The sequence below is a fragment of the Streptomyces sp. NPDC006487 genome, from assembly GCF_042870555.1.
Lineage (GTDB): Bacteria > Actinomycetota > Actinomycetes > Streptomycetales > Streptomycetaceae > Streptomyces.
The window spans coordinates 334359-349988 of sequence record NZ_JBIAHN010000011.1 but is presented as its reverse complement, the minus strand read 5'-3'; the positions used below and the strand labels follow the sequence as shown (position 1 = coordinate 349988).

General features: G+C 71.7%; 16 protein-coding genes. 9 read left to right on the top strand and 7 right to left on the bottom strand.

The window, feature by feature from the left end:
• Window positions 1-455: 455 nt before the first annotated feature.
• Complete coding sequence (locus tag ACFYM0_RS21515; protein WP_388503596.1) at window positions 456-1220, top strand: sporulation protein; 765 nt, start codon at window positions 456-458, stop codon at window positions 1218-1220.
• A gap of 68 nt (window positions 1221-1288) precedes the next feature.
• Here ACFYM0_RS21515 and ACFYM0_RS21510 read toward each other — a convergent pair whose 3' ends face one another.
• Window positions 1289-1534 carry a DUF397 domain-containing protein gene (locus ACFYM0_RS21510; RefSeq protein ID WP_388503594.1) on the bottom strand — a complete coding sequence of 82 codons (246 nt, stop codon included), beginning with the start codon at window positions 1532-1534 and terminating at the stop codon, window positions 1289-1291.
• Complete coding sequence (locus ACFYM0_RS21505; RefSeq protein ID WP_388503591.1) at window positions 1531-2400, bottom strand: Scr1 family TA system antitoxin-like transcriptional regulator; 870 nt, start codon at window positions 2398-2400, stop codon at window positions 1531-1533. Before ACFYM0_RS21505 ends, ACFYM0_RS21510 begins: the two co-directional genes overlap by 4 nt.
• 139 nt (window positions 2401-2539) lie before the next feature.
• On the opposite strand from ACFYM0_RS21505, the gene ACFYM0_RS21500 reads away from it, so the two are divergent.
• Window positions 2540-2947: an ATP-binding protein gene (locus tag ACFYM0_RS21500; protein ID WP_388503642.1), complete on the top strand. Its 408-nt coding sequence runs from the start codon at window positions 2540-2542 to the stop codon at window positions 2945-2947.
• Window positions 2948-2966: 19 nt separating this feature from the next.
• Here the strand turns inward: ACFYM0_RS21500 and fxsT are convergent, their stop codons facing one another.
• Together fxsT and ACFYM0_RS21490 are read right to left on the bottom strand one after the other, a co-directional pair.
• Window positions 2967-5231: an FxSxx-COOH system tetratricopeptide repeat protein gene (fxsT, locus tag ACFYM0_RS21495; RefSeq protein WP_388503588.1), complete on the bottom strand. Its 2265-nt coding sequence runs from the start codon at window positions 5229-5231 to the stop codon at window positions 2967-2969.
• Between the two features lie 56 nt (window positions 5232-5287).
• Window positions 5288-5761, bottom strand: coding sequence for a hypothetical protein (locus tag ACFYM0_RS21490; protein ID WP_388503586.1), 474 nt, complete (start codon window positions 5759-5761; stop codon window positions 5288-5290).
• A 159-nt stretch (window positions 5762-5920) separates the two neighbouring features.
• On the opposite strand from ACFYM0_RS21490, the gene ACFYM0_RS21485 reads away from it, so the two are divergent.
• Window positions 5921-6445 (top strand): hypothetical protein, encoded by a 525-nt coding sequence (locus ACFYM0_RS21485; protein WP_388503584.1) that lies wholly within the window; start codon window positions 5921-5923, stop codon window positions 6443-6445.
• 9 nt (window positions 6446-6454) lie between these two features.
• On the opposite strand, the gene ACFYM0_RS21480 is transcribed toward ACFYM0_RS21485, so the two are convergent.
• Window positions 6455-7264, bottom strand: coding sequence for a thioredoxin domain-containing protein (locus tag ACFYM0_RS21480; protein ID WP_388503582.1), 810 nt, complete (start codon window positions 7262-7264; stop codon window positions 6455-6457).
• A gap of 305 nt (window positions 7265-7569) precedes the next feature.
• On the opposite strand from ACFYM0_RS21480, the gene ACFYM0_RS21475 reads away from it, so the two are divergent.
• Complete coding sequence (locus tag ACFYM0_RS21475) at window positions 7570-9282, top strand: lytic transglycosylase domain-containing protein (RefSeq protein WP_388503580.1); 1713 nt, start codon at window positions 7570-7572, stop codon at window positions 9280-9282.
• Window positions 9283-9492: 210 nt separating this feature from the next.
• Here the strand turns inward: ACFYM0_RS21475 and ACFYM0_RS21470 are convergent, their stop codons facing one another.
• Window positions 9493-9696 (bottom strand): cold-shock protein, encoded by a 204-nt coding sequence (locus ACFYM0_RS21470; protein WP_112451444.1) that lies wholly within the window; start codon window positions 9694-9696, stop codon window positions 9493-9495.
• Between the two features lie 237 nt (window positions 9697-9933).
• On the opposite strand from ACFYM0_RS21470, the gene ACFYM0_RS21465 reads away from it, so the two are divergent.
• The 4 genes from ACFYM0_RS21465 to ACFYM0_RS21450 all read left to right on the top strand — a co-directional run bounded on the left by ACFYM0_RS21465 (window position 9934) and on the right by ACFYM0_RS21450 (window position 13906).
• A complete protein-coding gene (locus ACFYM0_RS21465) occupies window positions 9934-10797 on the top strand; it encodes a menaquinone biosynthetic enzyme MqnA/MqnD family protein (protein ID WP_266905689.1) in 864 nt (287 codons plus the stop codon).
• Window positions 10798-11039: 242 nt separating this feature from the next.
• A complete protein-coding gene (locus ACFYM0_RS21460) occupies window positions 11040-11825 on the top strand; it encodes a prepilin peptidase (RefSeq protein ID WP_388503576.1) in 786 nt (261 codons plus the stop codon).
• 221 nt (window positions 11826-12046) lie between these two features.
• A complete protein-coding gene (gene mqnC / locus ACFYM0_RS21455) occupies window positions 12047-13246 on the top strand; it encodes a cyclic dehypoxanthinyl futalosine synthase (protein ID WP_385383139.1) in 1200 nt (399 codons plus the stop codon).
• Between the two features lie 6 nt (window positions 13247-13252).
• Window positions 13253-13906, top strand: a complete 654-nt coding sequence (locus tag ACFYM0_RS21450; RefSeq protein WP_388503573.1) for a hypothetical protein — start codon at window positions 13253-13255, stop codon at window positions 13904-13906.
• On the opposite strand, the gene ACFYM0_RS21445 is transcribed toward ACFYM0_RS21450, so the two are convergent.
• On the bottom strand, window positions 13872-14753 hold the full coding sequence (locus ACFYM0_RS21445) for a CPBP family intramembrane glutamic endopeptidase (RefSeq protein ID WP_388503570.1): 882 nt from the start codon (window positions 14751-14753) through the stop codon (window positions 13872-13874). The two genes, ACFYM0_RS21450 and ACFYM0_RS21445, sit on opposite strands and share 35 nt — an antisense overlap.
• Window positions 14754-14924: 171 nt before the next feature.
• Here ACFYM0_RS21445 and ACFYM0_RS21440 point away from each other — a divergent pair, with 171 nt between their 5' ends.
• Window positions 14925-15620, top strand: a complete 696-nt coding sequence (locus tag ACFYM0_RS21440) for a demethylmenaquinone methyltransferase (RefSeq protein WP_388503568.1) — start codon at window positions 14925-14927, stop codon at window positions 15618-15620.
• The last annotated feature ends 10 nt before the right edge of the window (window positions 15621-15630 follow it).

Genomic DNA, 15630 nt, shown 5'->3' with positions numbered 1-15630 from the left:
CTTCGCGATGGCCTTCGGCCACCCTTGACCGACCGGCCCACGCCGAAAAGCCACAAGACTTCCGGGATCCCCCCGGGGAACGGCCGGGAGGGAGGAGGGGGGAGGAGCGGCCTGGTCTGGATGCGCAGCCCCCTTGGGCCAGGGGGCATCCCACACCGCCCCGGCAGGACCGTGACCTCGGCCGGAACGGACGCGCGGGGCGATCGGAGCATCCAGGGCCGGGCGTCTGGACACCCTTCCCGAGACCGTCGACCGCCGGTGTGAGCGGAGGGGCGCCGAGAAGGGCCTCAGGGGCGGGGGGCGCATCAGATCGCTACGCGGTTCCTCTCGGCTCGGCGGCTGACTGCCGTCTGGGGTGGGGCGGCTGCCTCGAACACCCTTGCGGAGTAGGCTGCATTGGCTGCTTAGAGTGATCCCATCGACCGGCGGGGGAGCCGGTCAGGGAGGGGAGAACCATGGCATTCCGGAAGTTCCTGAGCGCCCTCGGCGTCAACGCGCCGAGCGTGGAGACGGTGATAGAGAACCCGCAGGTCGGTCCGGGCGGGACCCTGCGGGTTGTGGTCACCGCCGTGGGTGGCGGAGCCGATGTGGACATCGAGCGGGTTCGGCTGGAGGTCGTCGTACGGGCCGAGGACCGCGAGTACAACCACAAGACCGCCTGGAAGCACCCGTACACCGTGGTGACGGCTGATCTCGAAGGCTTCCGGCTGCCCGCCGGTGAGACCGTGACGGTCCACGGGGAGGTCGTGCTGCCCTGGGAGATGCCGCTCACGCACGCCCTGGGTGCGCCCATCGCGGGCGGCCGGGCTGCCGTCCGTACCGAGCTGGCCGTCGACAAGTCGGTGGACCAGGGCGACTTCGACGAGTTCGAGGTCCATGCCCTTCCGGCCCAGGACGCGATCCTCCAGGCCTACACGGACCTGGGGTTCCGTCTGCACGAGGCCGAGGTGAAGATCGGGTTCCACCCGACGATTGCGCCGAGCATGAAGTCCCGGCAGACGGAGAAGTACTGGCAGGAGATCGACTTCTTCCTCCCGGAGCACATGACGTGGGGGAATCTTGAGCTCGAGACGGTCTTCACCGCCCGCGAGGACTCCCTCGACACCCACCCGGGCGGCTATCCGCCGGCCACGTTCTTCTATGACGACCTGGACCAGCAGGCCTGGACGGAAACCCTGAAGAAGCACGTGACCACGTACTGGCCGTCCTACAAGAAGTAGGCAGACCTGGGAAAGCCGGCCCGGGGACCGACTTCACCCCTGGGCCGGCGCCCTGCGGGCCACCGGGCCTACAGCTCCGCGACCCCGCCGAGGAACGCGGCCCAGGCCCCGGGGGCCACCGAGAGCTGAGGCCCGGACGGAACCTTGGAGTCCCGGATGTGGATGGAGTCCGCGCAGCCGGCGACCTCTACGCACTGGCCGCCCTCGCCGCTGCTGTAGCTGGACTTCCGCCAGTCGAAGGCGACTTCGAGGCACTCGCCGCCCTCGCCACCGCTGTAGCTGCTCTTGAACCAGGCCAGGTGTGTGGTGTTCATAGTTCTCCCAGCAACTTCTCGATCAGGGCCAGTGACTCGTGGGGCGTGAGTGCCTGTGCCCGGATGATCCCATAGCGCTCGCTGTAGATCCGGACCTGTTCGGGATCGGTGACCAGGTTGGGGCGACCGTAGTTCTCGGTGTAGGCGATCTGTTGGCGCCCCTTTGGGTGGAGGAGGCTGAACGAGCCGTCCATGGCCGCATGTTCACCCCTGCTGAACGGCATCACCTGAAGCTCCACCGTGCGCAGCCGTCCGATCTCGAGAAACCGACGAAGCTGGCCCTCGTGGACGACCCGGCCGCCCACCGGGCGCAGCAACAGGCTCTCGTCGAGGACGAAACTGAAGGTGGGCGACGGCCACCGCTCGAAGATCTGCTGGCGGTCCAGTCGGTCGGCGAGACGCTTCTCGATGGTCGCTTCGTTCAGTAGCGGGCGCCGTTTCTCAAAGACGGCCCGCGCGTGCCCCTCCGTCTGGAGCAGGCCCATTACGCCCTGGTAGCTGTAGTCGTGGATGGCGTTGGAGGCGGCCTCCGCCTTCGCGTAGTCCCGGAACCAGTCCGGGTGCCGGGTCCGCGCCCGCTTCAGCGCCTCCTTCACGTCCGGGACGGCCGCGATCAGGACGCCCCCGGCGCCGAGCGCGCGGTCGACGTTCTCCAGGAAGTCCGGCTGGGGTGTGCGTACGCCCCGCTCGATGGAGGACACCAGGTCCTCTCCCACATGGACGAGCGCCGCGAGTTCCTTCTGTTGCAGGCCCGCCCGTTCCCGCAGCACCTTGATGATTTTGCCGAGCGCCTTGAAGAGGTAGGCGGTGCCGTCAACCTCCACCGGTCGCTCCGGCTCTTCCTCGCGCTCCGACAGGTCGTTCATAGGCTGATCCGCCCTCGTCCGTACGGGCCGTACACGCAACCGCCGCCAGTCCTACGGGGTTTCCCCGTAGCACCGGCGTTCCTGGAAAGCGTACGGCGGACCGGCCACGCTCGGTGAGGTGACGACCGAATTGAGTGACATGGCACCGGCGGAGTTCCGGCAGCGCCTCTCCGCCACCCCGCGCGGGGCCCGGCTCGCCCGGCGGCTGGCCGGAGTGCAGCTCGCCGCCTGGGGGATCCCGCACGGCTGCGCCCTCGCGGAGGACGTGGAGCTGGTGGTGGGGGAGCTGGCCGCGAACGCCGTGCTGCACGGGCGGGTGCCCGGGCGGGACTTCGAGGTGCGGCTCGGCTACGACGGGCTGCGGGTCCGTGTGGAGGTGAGCGACGCCCGGGGGGACCGGCTGCCGCCCGAGGCGGAGGCGGCAGTGGACCCCTGGTCGGCGGAGGGCGGGCGCGGGCTGGTCCTCGTACGGGCCCTGGCGCGGGAGTGGGGCGTCGCGCCGAGGGAGGGGGGTGGGCCGGGGAAGACGGTGTGGGCCTGCCTGTGAGCCGGGGGAGTGGCTGCCGTCATCGCTCCCCGGTCTCCCGGCGCCAGTGGGCGAGCCCGGCCAGGGTGGAGCGGGTGTGGGGGTGGTCCGGACCCAGTACGCGCAGGAAGTCCTCCAGCAGGGCGGTGAGTGAGACGACGGCTCCTGCCGGATTCCCGGCCCGGCCCTGCAAGGAGGCGAGCTTGTGGCGGGTGGTGAGGGTGTCGGGGTGGTCCGGGCCCAGCACGCGGAGGCGGTCTTCCAGCAGGGCGGCGGTATCGTCCGCGGCTCCGGCCGGATCCCCTGCCTCGCCGCGCAGGTGGGCGAGGTTGAAGCGTGTGGCGAGGGTGGTGGGGTCGTCCGGTCCCAACACCCGCAGTTGGTCCTCCAGTACGGTGGCGAACGCGGCGGCGGCCCCGGCCGGATCGCCCGCGTTCCCGCGCCAGCCCGCCAAGTTGTTGCGGGTGACGAGGGTGTTGGGGTGGTCCGGTCCCAGGACCCGCAGGTAGTCCTCCACCAGGGCGGAGAGAGCGGCAGCGGCTCCGGCCGTGTCCCCGGCCTCTCCGAGCCAGAGGGCGAGGTTGTTCCTGGTGGTGAGGGTGTCGGAGTGGTCCGGGCCCAGGACCCGCAGGTGGTCCTCCAGCAGGGCACCGAGCGCGGCAGCCGCCCCGGCCGCGTCCCCCGCCCTCCCCTGCAAGGTGGCCAGGTTGGAACGGGTGGTGAGGGTGTTGGGGTGGTCCGGGCCCAGCACGCGCAGATGGTCCTCCAGCAGAAGGGTGATGGCCGCCACGGCCCCGGCGGTGTCCCCCGCCTGCCCGCGCCACCGGGCGAGGTTGGCCCGGCTGGTGAGGGTGCTGGGGTGGTCCGGGCCCAGGTAGCGGGTGGCGGTGTCCGCGAGCCGCTGGAGCTGGTGGACGGCGGCGGCCACTTGCCCGGCCCGTCCGAGGCTCTCGCCGAGGCGGTACAGCACTCCGTGGACGGCGGGCTGGTGCAGGGCGCCTTCGGCGCACGCGTTCAGGGCGGTGGTGTTGGCGCGCAGGGCACTGGCCAGACCGGCGTCGCGTTCGGTGTCGGGCCAGGCCGTGTTCAGGGCGGCGGCCGCGATGCGCGCGAGCAGATCGAGGTGATCGGGGGAGAGGGGGTCGCGTACGGCCCGCTGGACGATCTGGTGGACGCGTACGGCCTGGTGGGCTTCGGCGGGGGAGTGGTCGATCAGACTCAGCCGGTGGAGCGCCCGCAGCGCGCCCGTGGCCTCCTCCCCGGTGACCGAGGGGGGTTCCGGGGCAGGGCTGTGACGGTGCTGGAACGCCCGGTGGCCCGTGAGGTACCTGAGGACCGGTTCGCCGGTCAGGACCCGGTCCGGGATCCCGTTCGGGTCGAGCATCGCGGCGAGCGACAGCATGGGACGGGCCAGGCCCGCCGGGCGGAGTTCGTCCGCGCGGTCCACCGACAGGGACCAGGCGGCGGCTGCGGGGGTCGACTGGTCGTCGGGCAGGCATCCGGGTTCGGGGAGGAGGTCGGCCAGGTGGCGCGCGCGGTCGGCGAGGCGGGCGCGGTAGCGGGCGACCGTGATGTGGGTGTCGATGAGGTAGGCGGCGGCCTGTGACAGGGCGAGCGGCAAGTGGCCCAGGTCCTCGGCCAGGGCGGCGAGGTTGGCTTCGGGTTCGTGGCGTCCCTGGGCGGCCAGGGCCTGTTGGAGGTGGGCCGTGGCCTCGGCCGGGGTGAACAGGCCCACCGGGACCAGGCGGCCGTGCGTGACGAGGGCGGCGTCGCGGCGGCGGGTGGTGACCAGGGTCCGGCCGCGGGGATGGGCGGGCGGCCACAGGTCGCGCAGGTCGGCCGGGTCGGCGACGTCGTCCAGGACGATCAGCCAGCGGGGCCGGCCCGGTGCGGGTTCGAGCCAGGCCAGGAACGACGTCGCGGCCCGCTCCGGGTCGGCGGGTTCCACGTGCAGGATGTCGGCGGCGGCCTGGGCGTAGGCGTCGATGACGGCCTGGCGGGTGGCGGCGGTGACCCACACCAGCAAGTCGACCTCGCCGTCGGCCCAGGCGCGGCGGGCGTGGTCGGCCGCGAGCTGGGTCTTGCCGACCCCGCCCATCCCGGACAGGACCTGGCACAGGACCGCGGTGCCCCCGCCCTCCACGGCGGAGCGCAGCCGGTGCACCTCGGCCCGGTCCTGGAAGGAACCGGCCCGGCGGGGGATCACCCCGACCTGGTGCGGCCAGGAGACGGCGTGCCGCGCGGCGGCCTGGTAGGTGACCTGGCCGATGTGGTGCGCCGCCAGGCTGCCCTGCCCGGCGTGCACGAGGACGCCGCCGGCCGGCGGCGTGGTGATGGGGAGGCTTGGGAACGCCGGTCCGGTCAGCCCTGGGACGGATCCGGCACCGGAGGGGGGCCGATGTGCGCACCCCCGTGCAGGACGGCCGCCGCGATCGATCCGCCTTCCGCCTTCACGCTGACGTCCCGCCCGGCGGCCACTGCGCCGGTCCCGGCCGAGACGCCGCGGGCATCCGGCGTGTCCTCCAGCAGGGCGCGCAGCTCGGTGGCCGCCCGCTCCCGCTCCACGTCGTCGTCCAGGCCTTCGAGGAGGTCCTCGATACGGGTCCGCCACACCCTCGCCTGGAGAGCCTGCTCCTGCTCCGACCCACCGGCGGCCACGAGTTCGGCCGCGCTCCGGTCCAGGCGCTCCAGCTGGACCCGCTCCCGCTCGCCGTCGCCCCGCCCCAACCACCGGGCGACCCGGTCGCGCAGCTCCGTCCACGCGTCCGTCGTCGCGGCCTGCACCACCGCGGCGCCCCCCGCCGCGGCCAACGCCGCCATTGATTCGGCCAGCATCTCGCACCCACCCCCGTGTTCCCGGATCCTTCGTACGCGGCCCTCGGCGCGTCACGAGCCACATCCGAACGTACTTCTGCGCAGCGGCGCGCACGGCCCTTTCGGCCAAGAGAACGCGAGGCCGCGGCCGTGGGTTCCGCGGCCGTCATCATGGAACCCATGACGAACGACGGGGAAGCGAACGGCGGTCCGGTGTCGTGCCCGGGCTGCGGGACGGGGGACAACGTCCCGGTCGCCGAGGTGCGGCGGGCCAAGGACCGGATCCGGCTCGCCCCGGCACCGAACAAGACCGGCGACGGCTGCGCGAACTTCATCGAGGGCGCCGTGATCGCCGGGCTGGTCGCCTGCGCGGGCGCGTACTACGCCGACGACCGGGACTGGCCCTGGCTCCTGCCGGTGGGGATCGTCGGCGCGCTGCTCGTCATGGCGGGGACGATCGCCGTGATCCGCAGCGAGGGCAAGGACAAGCGGCGGGTGGAGGCCGGGGCCGACCGGGCGGCCGGGGCCGCCGCGGGGGCCCGGTACTGCGCGCCGTGCGACGGGGTGTTCTACGCCTCGGGCGATCCGTGGCAGGGCGTGGCACCCCCGGAGCGGTTCCGCCACCACGTCTGGACGGCCGGCGGGTACGGGGACCAGCTCGACGAGAAGGCGAAGGCGGCGACCGGGGAGGGGAAGGCCTCCTGAGCCGCCCCGCTACTTCAGGTTCTCGGAGATCAGCTTCTTGAACTCGTCCGGGGTGATCGAGTCGATGCCCTTGCCGGAGTTCACCGTGAGCTTCGTGCCGTTGAAGGAGACGTCCGGGGTGCCCTTCATGTCCTGGTCGTAGAAGGCCTGGCCGACCTTTTCGGCCCACGGCATGTAGGTGAGTTCCTTGACCGCCTGGTTGAAGGCGGGCGTCCGCAGTCCCGGGACCTGCTCCGCGAGCTCCAGCAGGGTGGCCGTGGAGCCGAACTTGTCGTCCGATTCCTTCTCCGGGTGGTTCTTGTAGAGCACCTGGAGGTACTCCATGAACTTCTCCGGGCTCTCGTTGACCGCCGCGCCCAGTGCGTTGACCGCACGCTTGGAGCCCTTGCCGCCGCCCAGCGCCTTGTCCAGGAACGTGGCGAAGTGGTACTCGACGCGGTACGTGCCCGCGTCCGCCTGCTCCTTGAAGGTCTTCCCGAGGCCGATCTCGACGCCCGCGCAGTAGGGGCAGCGCGGGTCGAGCCAGACGGAGAGGACGTTCTTCGCGTCGGCCTTGCCGTACGGGACCACGATCCCGTCCTTGCCGGTGGTGTGGGCCGGCTGGACGAAGGGCTTGCCGGCCGCCTCGTCGGCGGAGTCGCCGGAGCCGGAGGAGTTCGCCGCGTACACCCCGATGCCGACCGCGAGGGCCAGTACGGCGACCAGCGCGCCGCCGATCAGCACGCGCCCGCGCAGCTTCTCGCGCCGGGCCAGGGCCTCGCGCTCCTCGCGCATCCGGTCGCGGGCCTCGCGCCGCTGGTCCTTCTTGCTGCTTGCCATCCGTCAAGGATAAAGGCCGTAGAGCGCTCAAGTAGGTGCCATTGGTGCGAATCGGGCGAGGACCTAAGTCCTTTGTCCGTTTCGGGACAAGGTCCTGTGGAAGGTCCTGTGAAGGGCGGGCGAATGGTGGGACACATCTCCCGGGGCGGCGGTGAGTCGCGTGCGAAGAACTGATAGACAGTTAACCTCCACGGCCCGATCGGCCGTCCGCGCGAAGATGTATCGGGGCGCGCGGAGCGTCATACGACTTCTTTACGTTTTACGGTGGCCCGGATCGGCCGCCGCTCTGGGGGGATCGCCGCACTGTGAAGCCACTTCACCGTCACCTCGTCAACACCTCGCGCAAAGTCATGTGCACGGCCGCCCTCGCGGCCAGCCTGACCACCGCCGCGGTCGTGACCAACACACCGATCGCGGGCGCGGGGGAAGCCGAGCCGACCCCCGACAGCCCCCAGGCCACCGACCGCGGTGACGCCCGGCTGGAACTCCCCGACCTGGTCGCCGACCCGCCGCCCGCGCCCCCCGGCGCCGCCAGCCCGGGCGGGGCCACCGCAGGCATACCCGCGACCTCCCTCGACGCCTACAAGCGTGCCGAGATCTCGGTGGCCGCCGCGCTCCCCGGCTGCCACCTGCCCTGGCAGCTGCTCGCGGGCATAGGCCGGGTCGAGTCCGTGCACGCCTCCGGCTACGGGCTCAAGGCGGACGGGTACACCGAGAAGCCGATCCGCGGGCCGCGCCTGGACGGCAACGGCTTCGCCGAGATCAAGGACACCGACAAGGGCGAGTGGGACGCGGACCCCGAGTACGACCGCGCGGTCGGCCCGATGCAGTTCATCCCCTCGACCTGGTCGACCTGGGGCGCCGACGGCAACGCCGACGGCAAGCGCGACCCGAACAACATCTACGACGCCGCGCTGGGTGCCGGCCTCTACCTCTGCGCGGGCCAGCGCAACCTCACCGACGCGGGCGACCTCGACAAGGCGATCCTCAGCTACAACAGGTCGCGCGAGTACGTGAACACGGTGCTCGGCTACATGCGCCAGTACCAGGCCGGCCAGGGCGCGACCCCCGTGCCGAACCCGCCGTCCGGCAACTACCCGACGCCGAACCCGCCGCAGCTGCCCACGCCGCCGGCCCCGCCGGCGCCCGTGCCGACGCCGACGCCGACCCCGCCCACGCCGACCCCCACGCCGAAGCCGCCGACCCCCACGCCCCCGCCGAAGCCGACGCCGAAGCTGGACAAGCTGATCCGGATCGGCACGAGGGAGCTCACGGCCGAGGCCGGGACCGAGTTCCCGCGCACCCCGCTGATCAAGGCGGTGCTGTCCAACGGCATGCCGGCCGTCGACCAGGTCGTCGTCTTCTCCATCGACGACGACACCACCGGCCACACCGTCTTCGCGGCCGACGGCAAGGACTTCGCGGTCCTGCGCACCAACGAAAAGGGCCTGGTCAGGGTTCCGAAGCTGAAGGCGGGCCGCAAGGCGGGCGACTTCACCCTGCGCGCCTCGGGCTACGCGGCTTCGTCCGAGGTCTCCGTGAAGATCGCCGGCAAGGTCACCCCGGCCAAGCCGGTACCGGTCCCGGAGGCGGACAAGCTGGTCCGCAGCGACGCGAACGCCGGCAAGCCGCTCACCGCGGAAGCCGGGACCGGGATCAAGGGCGTGCAGTTCCTGGCGACGGCGAAGGACAAGCCGGTCGCCGGAGCCAAGGCCACGGCCGGGCTGGGCACCAGGGCCGCGGACGGCACGTGGACCCCCGCGGACCCGGCCAAGGCCGGGGCGACCCCGTACTTCCTGGACAAGGACGGCAAGAAGCTCACGGAGCTGGCGCTCCCGGCGACGGGGGCGGACGGCAAGATCGACCTGCCGGAACTGTCCACCACCGGCGTCGCCGCGGGCACGTACACGCTCCGCGTGCGGATCTCGGACCAGGCGGTCCTCTTCCTGGAGATCACCGTCACCGAGCCCCCGGCCACCGAGCCCCCCGCGACGGAGCAGCCGACCCGGAAGAGCTAGTCCCTCGGGGCGTTCCGCTCCGTATGCGGCAGAACACACGTCACAGTGCCCCCGGCGCCGGTCAACGGTGCCGGGGGCACTGTGACGTGTTCTGCGGGTTTCGCGACCCGGCCGGGGCAAAAGGCAGGAGCCCCGTCGACTCTGCTCGCGCAGAGAAGACAGGGCTCCTTGGGTACTGCATATCCAACCGCGATTGGTTGGCCCAGGCGACTAGGCCGGGGTGACGTTCTCCGCCTGCGGGCCCTTCGGACCCTGGGTGACGTCGAAGTTCACCAGCTGGTTCTCCTCAAGGGAGCGGAAGCCGGCGGCGTTGATCGCGGAGTAGTGGACGAAGACATCCGGGCCGCCGCCGTCCTGGGCGATGAAGCCGAAGCCCTTTTCAGCGTTGAACCACTTGACGGTTCCGGTAGCCATGAGCCCTCCTATGGGCCAAAGGGTCGCCCTGCTCCAGAACCTGCTAAGAAGTCTGAAAACTACAAAAGCCTGCGGGTCACATTCTCCGCAGGCCTCGTACTGCAAGGGAAACCAAACTGCAACTTGCGTCGAGCCTAGCACGCACCCTGCGGCCGAGACCAGAGGGAAAGATCACGTCACTCGGACGTTTGAGACCCGCCAGAGGGCTGACGGAGACGCGGGGGCTAGTCTCGCGATGTGGACGCCTATCGCAGCCGGCCCCGTGTCGGCCACATTCAGTTCCTGAACTGCTTGCCCCTCTACTGGGGGCTGGCCAGAACCGGCACGCTGCTGGACCTGGAGCTGACCAAGGACACCCCGGAGAAGCTCAGCGCGAGCCTCGTGCAGGGCGGCCTGGACATCGGTCCCATCACCCTCGTGGAGTTCCTCCGCAACGCGGACGAGCTCGTCGCCTTCCCCGACCTCGCGGTCGGCTGCGACGGCCCCGTCATGTCCTGCGTGATCGTCTCGCAGGTCCCCCTGGACCAGCTGGACGGCGCCCGCGTCGCTCTGGGGTCCACCTCGAGAACGTCCGTACGCCTGGCCCAGCTGCTGCTCGCGGAGAAGTACGACGTACGGCCCGACTACTACACCTGCCCGCCCGACCTGGGGCTGATGATGCAGGAGGCGGACGCGGCGGTGCTGATCGGCGACGCCGCGCTGCGGGCCTCGCTGCACGACGCGCCCCGGCTCGGGCTCACCGTCCACGACCTGGGGGCGATGTGGAAGGAGTGGACCGGACTGCCGTTCGTCTTCGCCGTCTGGGCCGCCCGCAAGGAGTACCTGGAGCGCGAGCCGGAGGTCGTGCGGAAGGTCCACGAGGCCTTCCTCGCCTCCCGGGACGTCTCCCTGGAGGAGGTCGGCAAGGTGGCCGAGCAGGCCGCCCGCTGGGAGGCCTTCGACGCGGAACTCCTGGAGCGCTACTTCACGACGCTCGACTTCCGCTTCGGCCCCGACCAACTGGCCGGCGTACGTGAATTCGCGCGGCGCACGGGACTTACGACGGGCTATGCGCCCGATGTGAACGTGGAGCTCCTGCCGGTGGCCGTGCCGGGTCATTAGTGCGGCTTATGCGGGTATTGGCCTTTCGCCTTTCCTGTTCGCCCTTCCGCGGAGCGGAATGGAGCGGAAGGCGAATGCCCGCCGTCCACCGCGAATGCGTTCCGCTTTCACCGCCCCCGCGCGGACGGGCGTGCCGGGGACGCGATGCGGGCGCGGCGGCCTGAGCCGGAGCGCGCCCCGGGGACAACCGCCCCTGCTACCGTCCATCGCCGAGAAGCGGCGGGGCGGGGGCTGAAGCTGACATGGACATTGTGGGATTCGTTGCCGGGGTCATGCTCTGGGGCGCACTGGCAGGCCTCCTGCTGCCCCGCGCCGTCTACCGCCTCGCGGTCGAGGCGGACCTGCCCCGGCGCTCGGCCTGCCCGGCCGGGCACCGGCTGACCGGCCCGGCACGCGGCTGGCTGGGCCTCGCGGTCTGCCCCCGGTGCACGCCGCCCGCCCCGGGCACCCGGTCCCGTTGGCGCGGGGGCTTCGCCCCTGCGGGCGGGGCCGTGCTCGCGACCATCCTGGTGTGCCTCGCGCTCGGGGCCGGGGTGGGGGCGCGGCCCGAGCTGGTCGTCTGGCTGCTGCTGGCGCCCTTCACCGTGCTGCTCTGCCTCGTCGACCGGGCCGTGCACCGGCTGCCCGACGTACTGACCCTCCCGCTGGCCGCCGGGACCGCCCTCGCCCTCGGGGCGGCAGCCCTGGCCGAGGGGGCCGGCGGCTCCTGGACGCGCGCGCTGCTCGGCGGGCTCGCCCTCGGCGGCGCCTACCTCCTCCTCTTCTTCATCAACCCGCGCGGCATGGGCTTCGGCGACGTCAAACTCGCGCTCGTCGTGGGGCAGGTGCTCGGCTGGTACGGGTGGCCCGTGCTGCTCGCCGGCACCTTCGCCGCGTTCCTCGGGGGCGCCGTGCACGGCCTCGCCCTGATCGCCCTGCGCCGGGCGGACCGCAACAGCCCGATCCCCTTCGGCCCGTTCATGGCGGGCGGCGCCCTCGCGGGCGTGGTCTGGGCAGGCCTCGGCCTCGGCGCCGCGGCAGGCCTCTGAGGGGGCCTGCGAATGCGCCTCGGACGGCGCCTGTGCGCGTCCCCGAAGGTCCCTGAGCAGGGACCCCGTACGCCCGGCAGGGGGTCAGGGCCGGGGAGGGGGCGGCTGGCGTAGGCTGGATCGGTCCGGCATCTTGACACAGCCGAACGCCAGCCGGACGCCAGCCGAACGACCCAGGCGAACGACACCGCCGAACGACACAGCCGAAAGGTGACGCACCGGTGACCGACCAGGCCGCTCTCCAGTCAGTCCTCGACCGAGCCGCCGCTGGGGGCCGGATCACCAAGGAAGAGGCGCTCGACCTCTACCGTCACGCGCCGCTGCACGCGCTGGGCCAGGCCGCCGACGCGGCCCGCCGGCTGCGCTACGCCGGTACCGAGCACATCGCGACGTACATCATCGAGCGCAACATCAACTACACCAACGTGTGTGTGACGGCGTGCAAGTTCTGTGCCTTCTACGCGGCCCCCAAGGACGTGAAGAAGGGCTGGTCCCGCGACCTCGACGACATCCTGCGCCGCTGCGCGGAAACCGTCGAGCTGGGCGGCACCCAGATCATGTTCCAGGGCGGCCACCACCCGGACTACGGCGTCGAGTACTACGAGCACCACTTCTCCGCCATCAAGCAGGCCTTCCCCCAGCTGGTCATCCACTCCCTCGGCGCGTCCGAGGTCGATCACATGGCCCGGATCTCCAAGGTGTCGGCGGAGGAGGCCATCCAGCGCATCCACGCCGCCGGCCTCGACTCCTTCGCGGGCGCCGGCGCAGAGCTGCTCCCGGAGCGGCCGCGCAAGGCGATCGCCCCGCTCAAGGAGTCCGGCGAGCGCTGGCTGGAGATCATGGAGATCGCCCACAAGCTGGGCGTGGAGTCCACCTCCACCATGCTGATGGGCACCGGCGAGACCAACGCCGAGCGCATCGAGCACATCGCGATGATCCGGGACACGCAGGACCGCACGGGGGGCTTCCGCGCCTTCATCCCGTACACCTACCAGCCCGAGAACAACCACCTCAAGGGCCGGACCCAGGCGACCGTCTTCGAGTACCTGCGCATGATCGCCATCGCGCGGCTCTTCCTCGACAACATCGCCCACATCCAGGGCTCCTGGCTCACCGTCGGCAAGGAGGCGGGCCAGCTCTCCCTGCACTACGGCGCCGACGACCTCGGTTCGATCATGCTGGAGGAGAACGTGGTCTCCTCGGCCGGTGCCAAGCACCGCTCCAACCGCATGGAGATCATCGACCTCATCCGCAAGGCGGGCCGCGTCCCGGCGCAGCGCGCCACGACGTACGAGCACCTCCTCGTGCACGAGGACCCGGCGAACGACCCGGTCGACGACCGCGTGGTCTCGCACATCTCCTCCACCGCCATCGAGGGCGGTACGGCCCACCCCGAGCTGAAGCTCATCTCCTCGAACTGAGCGCCCGTGCTGACGATCCACACCGCCGAACTCCTCGTGACCGGGCCCTCCGGTCAGGGACCCGCGCCGCTGCCTGGCGGCGCGGTCCTGGTCGAGGGCGACCGCATCGCCCGGGTGGGCCCGTACGAGGAACTCGCCGCGGCCTATCCGCACGCGCGCGCCCGCAGCTGGCCCGGGGTGCTGACCCCGGGGCTGCTGGTGCGCGGCGGCGACGAGCTGCTGGAGCGCACGTACTACCCGGACGACCCCTACGAGATCACCGAGCTCGGGGCCGAACCGATCAGCGGAGCGGCGGCGTTGGCGGACCTGAAGATGACGGAGCCGCGCTGGGGCAACAGCGCGCGGCGCGGTACGCAGAAGCTCCTCGCCCGCGGGGTGGTCGCGGTGGCCGGCCGCTTCACCAGCCCGGCCGTCCGTACGGCCGTGGTCCGCTCCGGGCTCACCGTCGTTGCGCCCGCTCCCTACGGGGGCCCGGCCTCCCTGGACCCGCTCGCCGGCCGCACCGCGGCCGAGGAGGCCTTCCACGGAGTCCTGGAGCCGGGCGCCCCGGCGCGGTTCGCGGTGTTCGCCGTGGCCGGTCCGGCGGAGCTGCTGGCGGAGGGCCCGACGAGCTGTGTGGCCACGGTCATCGGCGGCCGGCTGCTGCACCGCCGCCGCTGAGCCCGGCGGCGTCCGCCCGGCCCCGGCGGTCCTCGCGGACCAGGAAGACGGCCACGAACGAGAAGACGACCATGAGGATCGTGGCCGCCGAGGAGAGGACGGACCAGCCGCCGGTGTGGTGCGCGACGGCTTCGTCGATGCCGCCGCTGGCGAGGATCGTCGTCGGGTCCGTGACGGCGTGTAGGGCGATGGCCGCCCAGATGGTGCCGGTGAGACGCATGACGAGGTACATGCAGACGCCGAAGCCGAAGGTGTAGACGACGGTGATGAGCACCGTGCCCACCTTCATCCCGGACAGCATGTTGGTCAGGTGCATGAGGGCGAACAGCAGCGACGAGACCACCATCACGAACCGCTCGGAGCGCCCGGCGCCGCGGAGCAACTCGACCGCGAGGCCGCGCGTCGCGAGCTCCTCGGCGAGTCCCACGCAGACCCCGAGAAGGGCGATGAGGAGCAGCTGCTCCGGCCGCCAGTCGCTCCAGTCGGTGGCCGCGGCATGGCCGACCACGGCGATGAGCGCGAGCGCGGGACCGATCCACATCCAGGGCCGGCCCCAGGCCGTCCGCCGGCCGAAGACCGGGCGGAGCCGGCCGATGGCGGCCGCGAAGCCGAGGAGCGTCGCGGCGCCGATCGCGATCGGCAGCACGAGGGCGAAGAAGATGCTTGCGGCCGTCGCCAGCACGTCGCCCTGGTCCACCTCGTCGCCGAAGACGGCGCCGATGGCGAGCCCCACCAGCAGGTAGTAGGCCAGGTACCCGACGATCACCAGCACGGCTTTCCCCGGGGTCGGCCGATCGAAGAAACCCGTCCGGGACGTGACCGGACCGTCGTCCACCGGCTGCACCATGACACACCCACTCATCGCTACTCTTTTATGACCATCGCACGATAAGCCATACAAGCTCCCCTGATGGGTCAATACGGGCGGCCGGGTGCGGGGGGCGGGGGCCTGCGAGAATGACGTGGGGTCCACAGGACCTGCCGAACCACTCGCACCACACCCGAGGGGCCCACGCCAGTGACCACCGCTTCCCTGGACAAGCAGCCGCACGAAGTCGCCTCCATGTTCGACGGCGTGGCGGCGAACTACGACCTCACCAACGACGTCCTCTCCCTCGGGCAGGCCCGCCTGTGGCGCAAGGAGGTCGCCAAGGCGGTCGGCGCGCGCCCCGGGCAGCTCGTCCTCGACCTGGCCGCCGGTACGGCCACGTCCTCGCTGCCCTTCGCCGCGACCGGCGCGTACGTCGTGCCCTGCGACTTCTCCCTCGGCATGCTCCGCGAGGGCAAGAAGCGCAACCCCTGGCTCCCGCTGACGGCCGGCGACGCGACGAAGCTGCCGTTCAAGGACGACTCCTTCGACACCGTCACCATCTCCTTCGGCCTGCGCAACGTCCAGGACACCGACGCCGCCCTGCGCGAGCTGTACCGGGTCACGAAGCCCGGCGGCCAGGTCGTGATCTGTGAGTTCTCGCAGCCGACCTGGGCCCCCTTCCGGACCGTGTACACCGAGTACCTGATGCGCGCGATGCCGCCGGTCGCCCGCGCGGTCTCCTCCAACCCCGACGCGTACGTCTACCTCGCCGACTCCATCCGCGCCTGGCCCGACCAGCCCGCGCTGGCCGCCCTGCTGCAGAAGGCCGGCTGGTCCAAGGTGGCCTGGCGCAACCTGAGCGGCGGCATCGTGGCGCTGCACCGCGGCACCAAGCACGCGTAGGACGGGCCTG

What these genes read in the sequence shown, in the direction of transcription:
- ACFYM0_RS21470 (WP_112451444.1), bottom strand. Translation starts at nt 9,696, where the DNA reads ATGGCTACCGGAACCGTCAAGTGGTTCAACGCTGAAAAGGGCTTCGGC.
- ACFYM0_RS21500 (WP_388503642.1), top strand. Translation starts at nt 2,540, where the DNA reads ATGGCACCGGCGGAGTTCCGGCAGCGCCTCTCCGCCACCCCGCGCGGG.
- ACFYM0_RS21510 (WP_388503594.1), bottom strand. Translation starts at nt 1,534, where the DNA reads ATGAACACCACACACCTGGCCTGGTTCAAGAGCAGCTACAGCGGTGGC.
- ACFYM0_RS21445 (WP_388503570.1), bottom strand. Translation starts at nt 14,753, where the DNA reads ATGGTGCAGCCGGTGGACGACGGTCCGGTCACGTCCCGGACGGGTTTC.
- ACFYM0_RS21485 (WP_388503584.1), top strand. Translation starts at nt 5,921, where the DNA reads ATGACGAACGACGGGGAAGCGAACGGCGGTCCGGTGTCGTGCCCGGGC.
- ACFYM0_RS21515 (WP_388503596.1), top strand. Translation starts at nt 456, where the DNA reads ATGGCATTCCGGAAGTTCCTGAGCGCCCTCGGCGTCAACGCGCCGAGC.
- ACFYM0_RS21505 (WP_388503591.1), bottom strand. Translation starts at nt 2,400, where the DNA reads ATGAACGACCTGTCGGAGCGCGAGGAAGAGCCGGAGCGACCGGTGGAG.
- ACFYM0_RS21460 (WP_388503576.1), top strand. Translation starts at nt 11,040, where the DNA reads ATGGACATTGTGGGATTCGTTGCCGGGGTCATGCTCTGGGGCGCACTG.
- ACFYM0_RS21480 (WP_388503582.1), bottom strand. Translation starts at nt 7,264, where the DNA reads ATGGCAAGCAGCAAGAAGGACCAGCGGCGCGAGGCCCGCGACCGGATG.
- ACFYM0_RS21490 (WP_388503586.1), bottom strand. Translation starts at nt 5,761, where the DNA reads ATGCTGGCCGAATCAATGGCGGCGTTGGCCGCGGCGGGGGGCGCCGCG.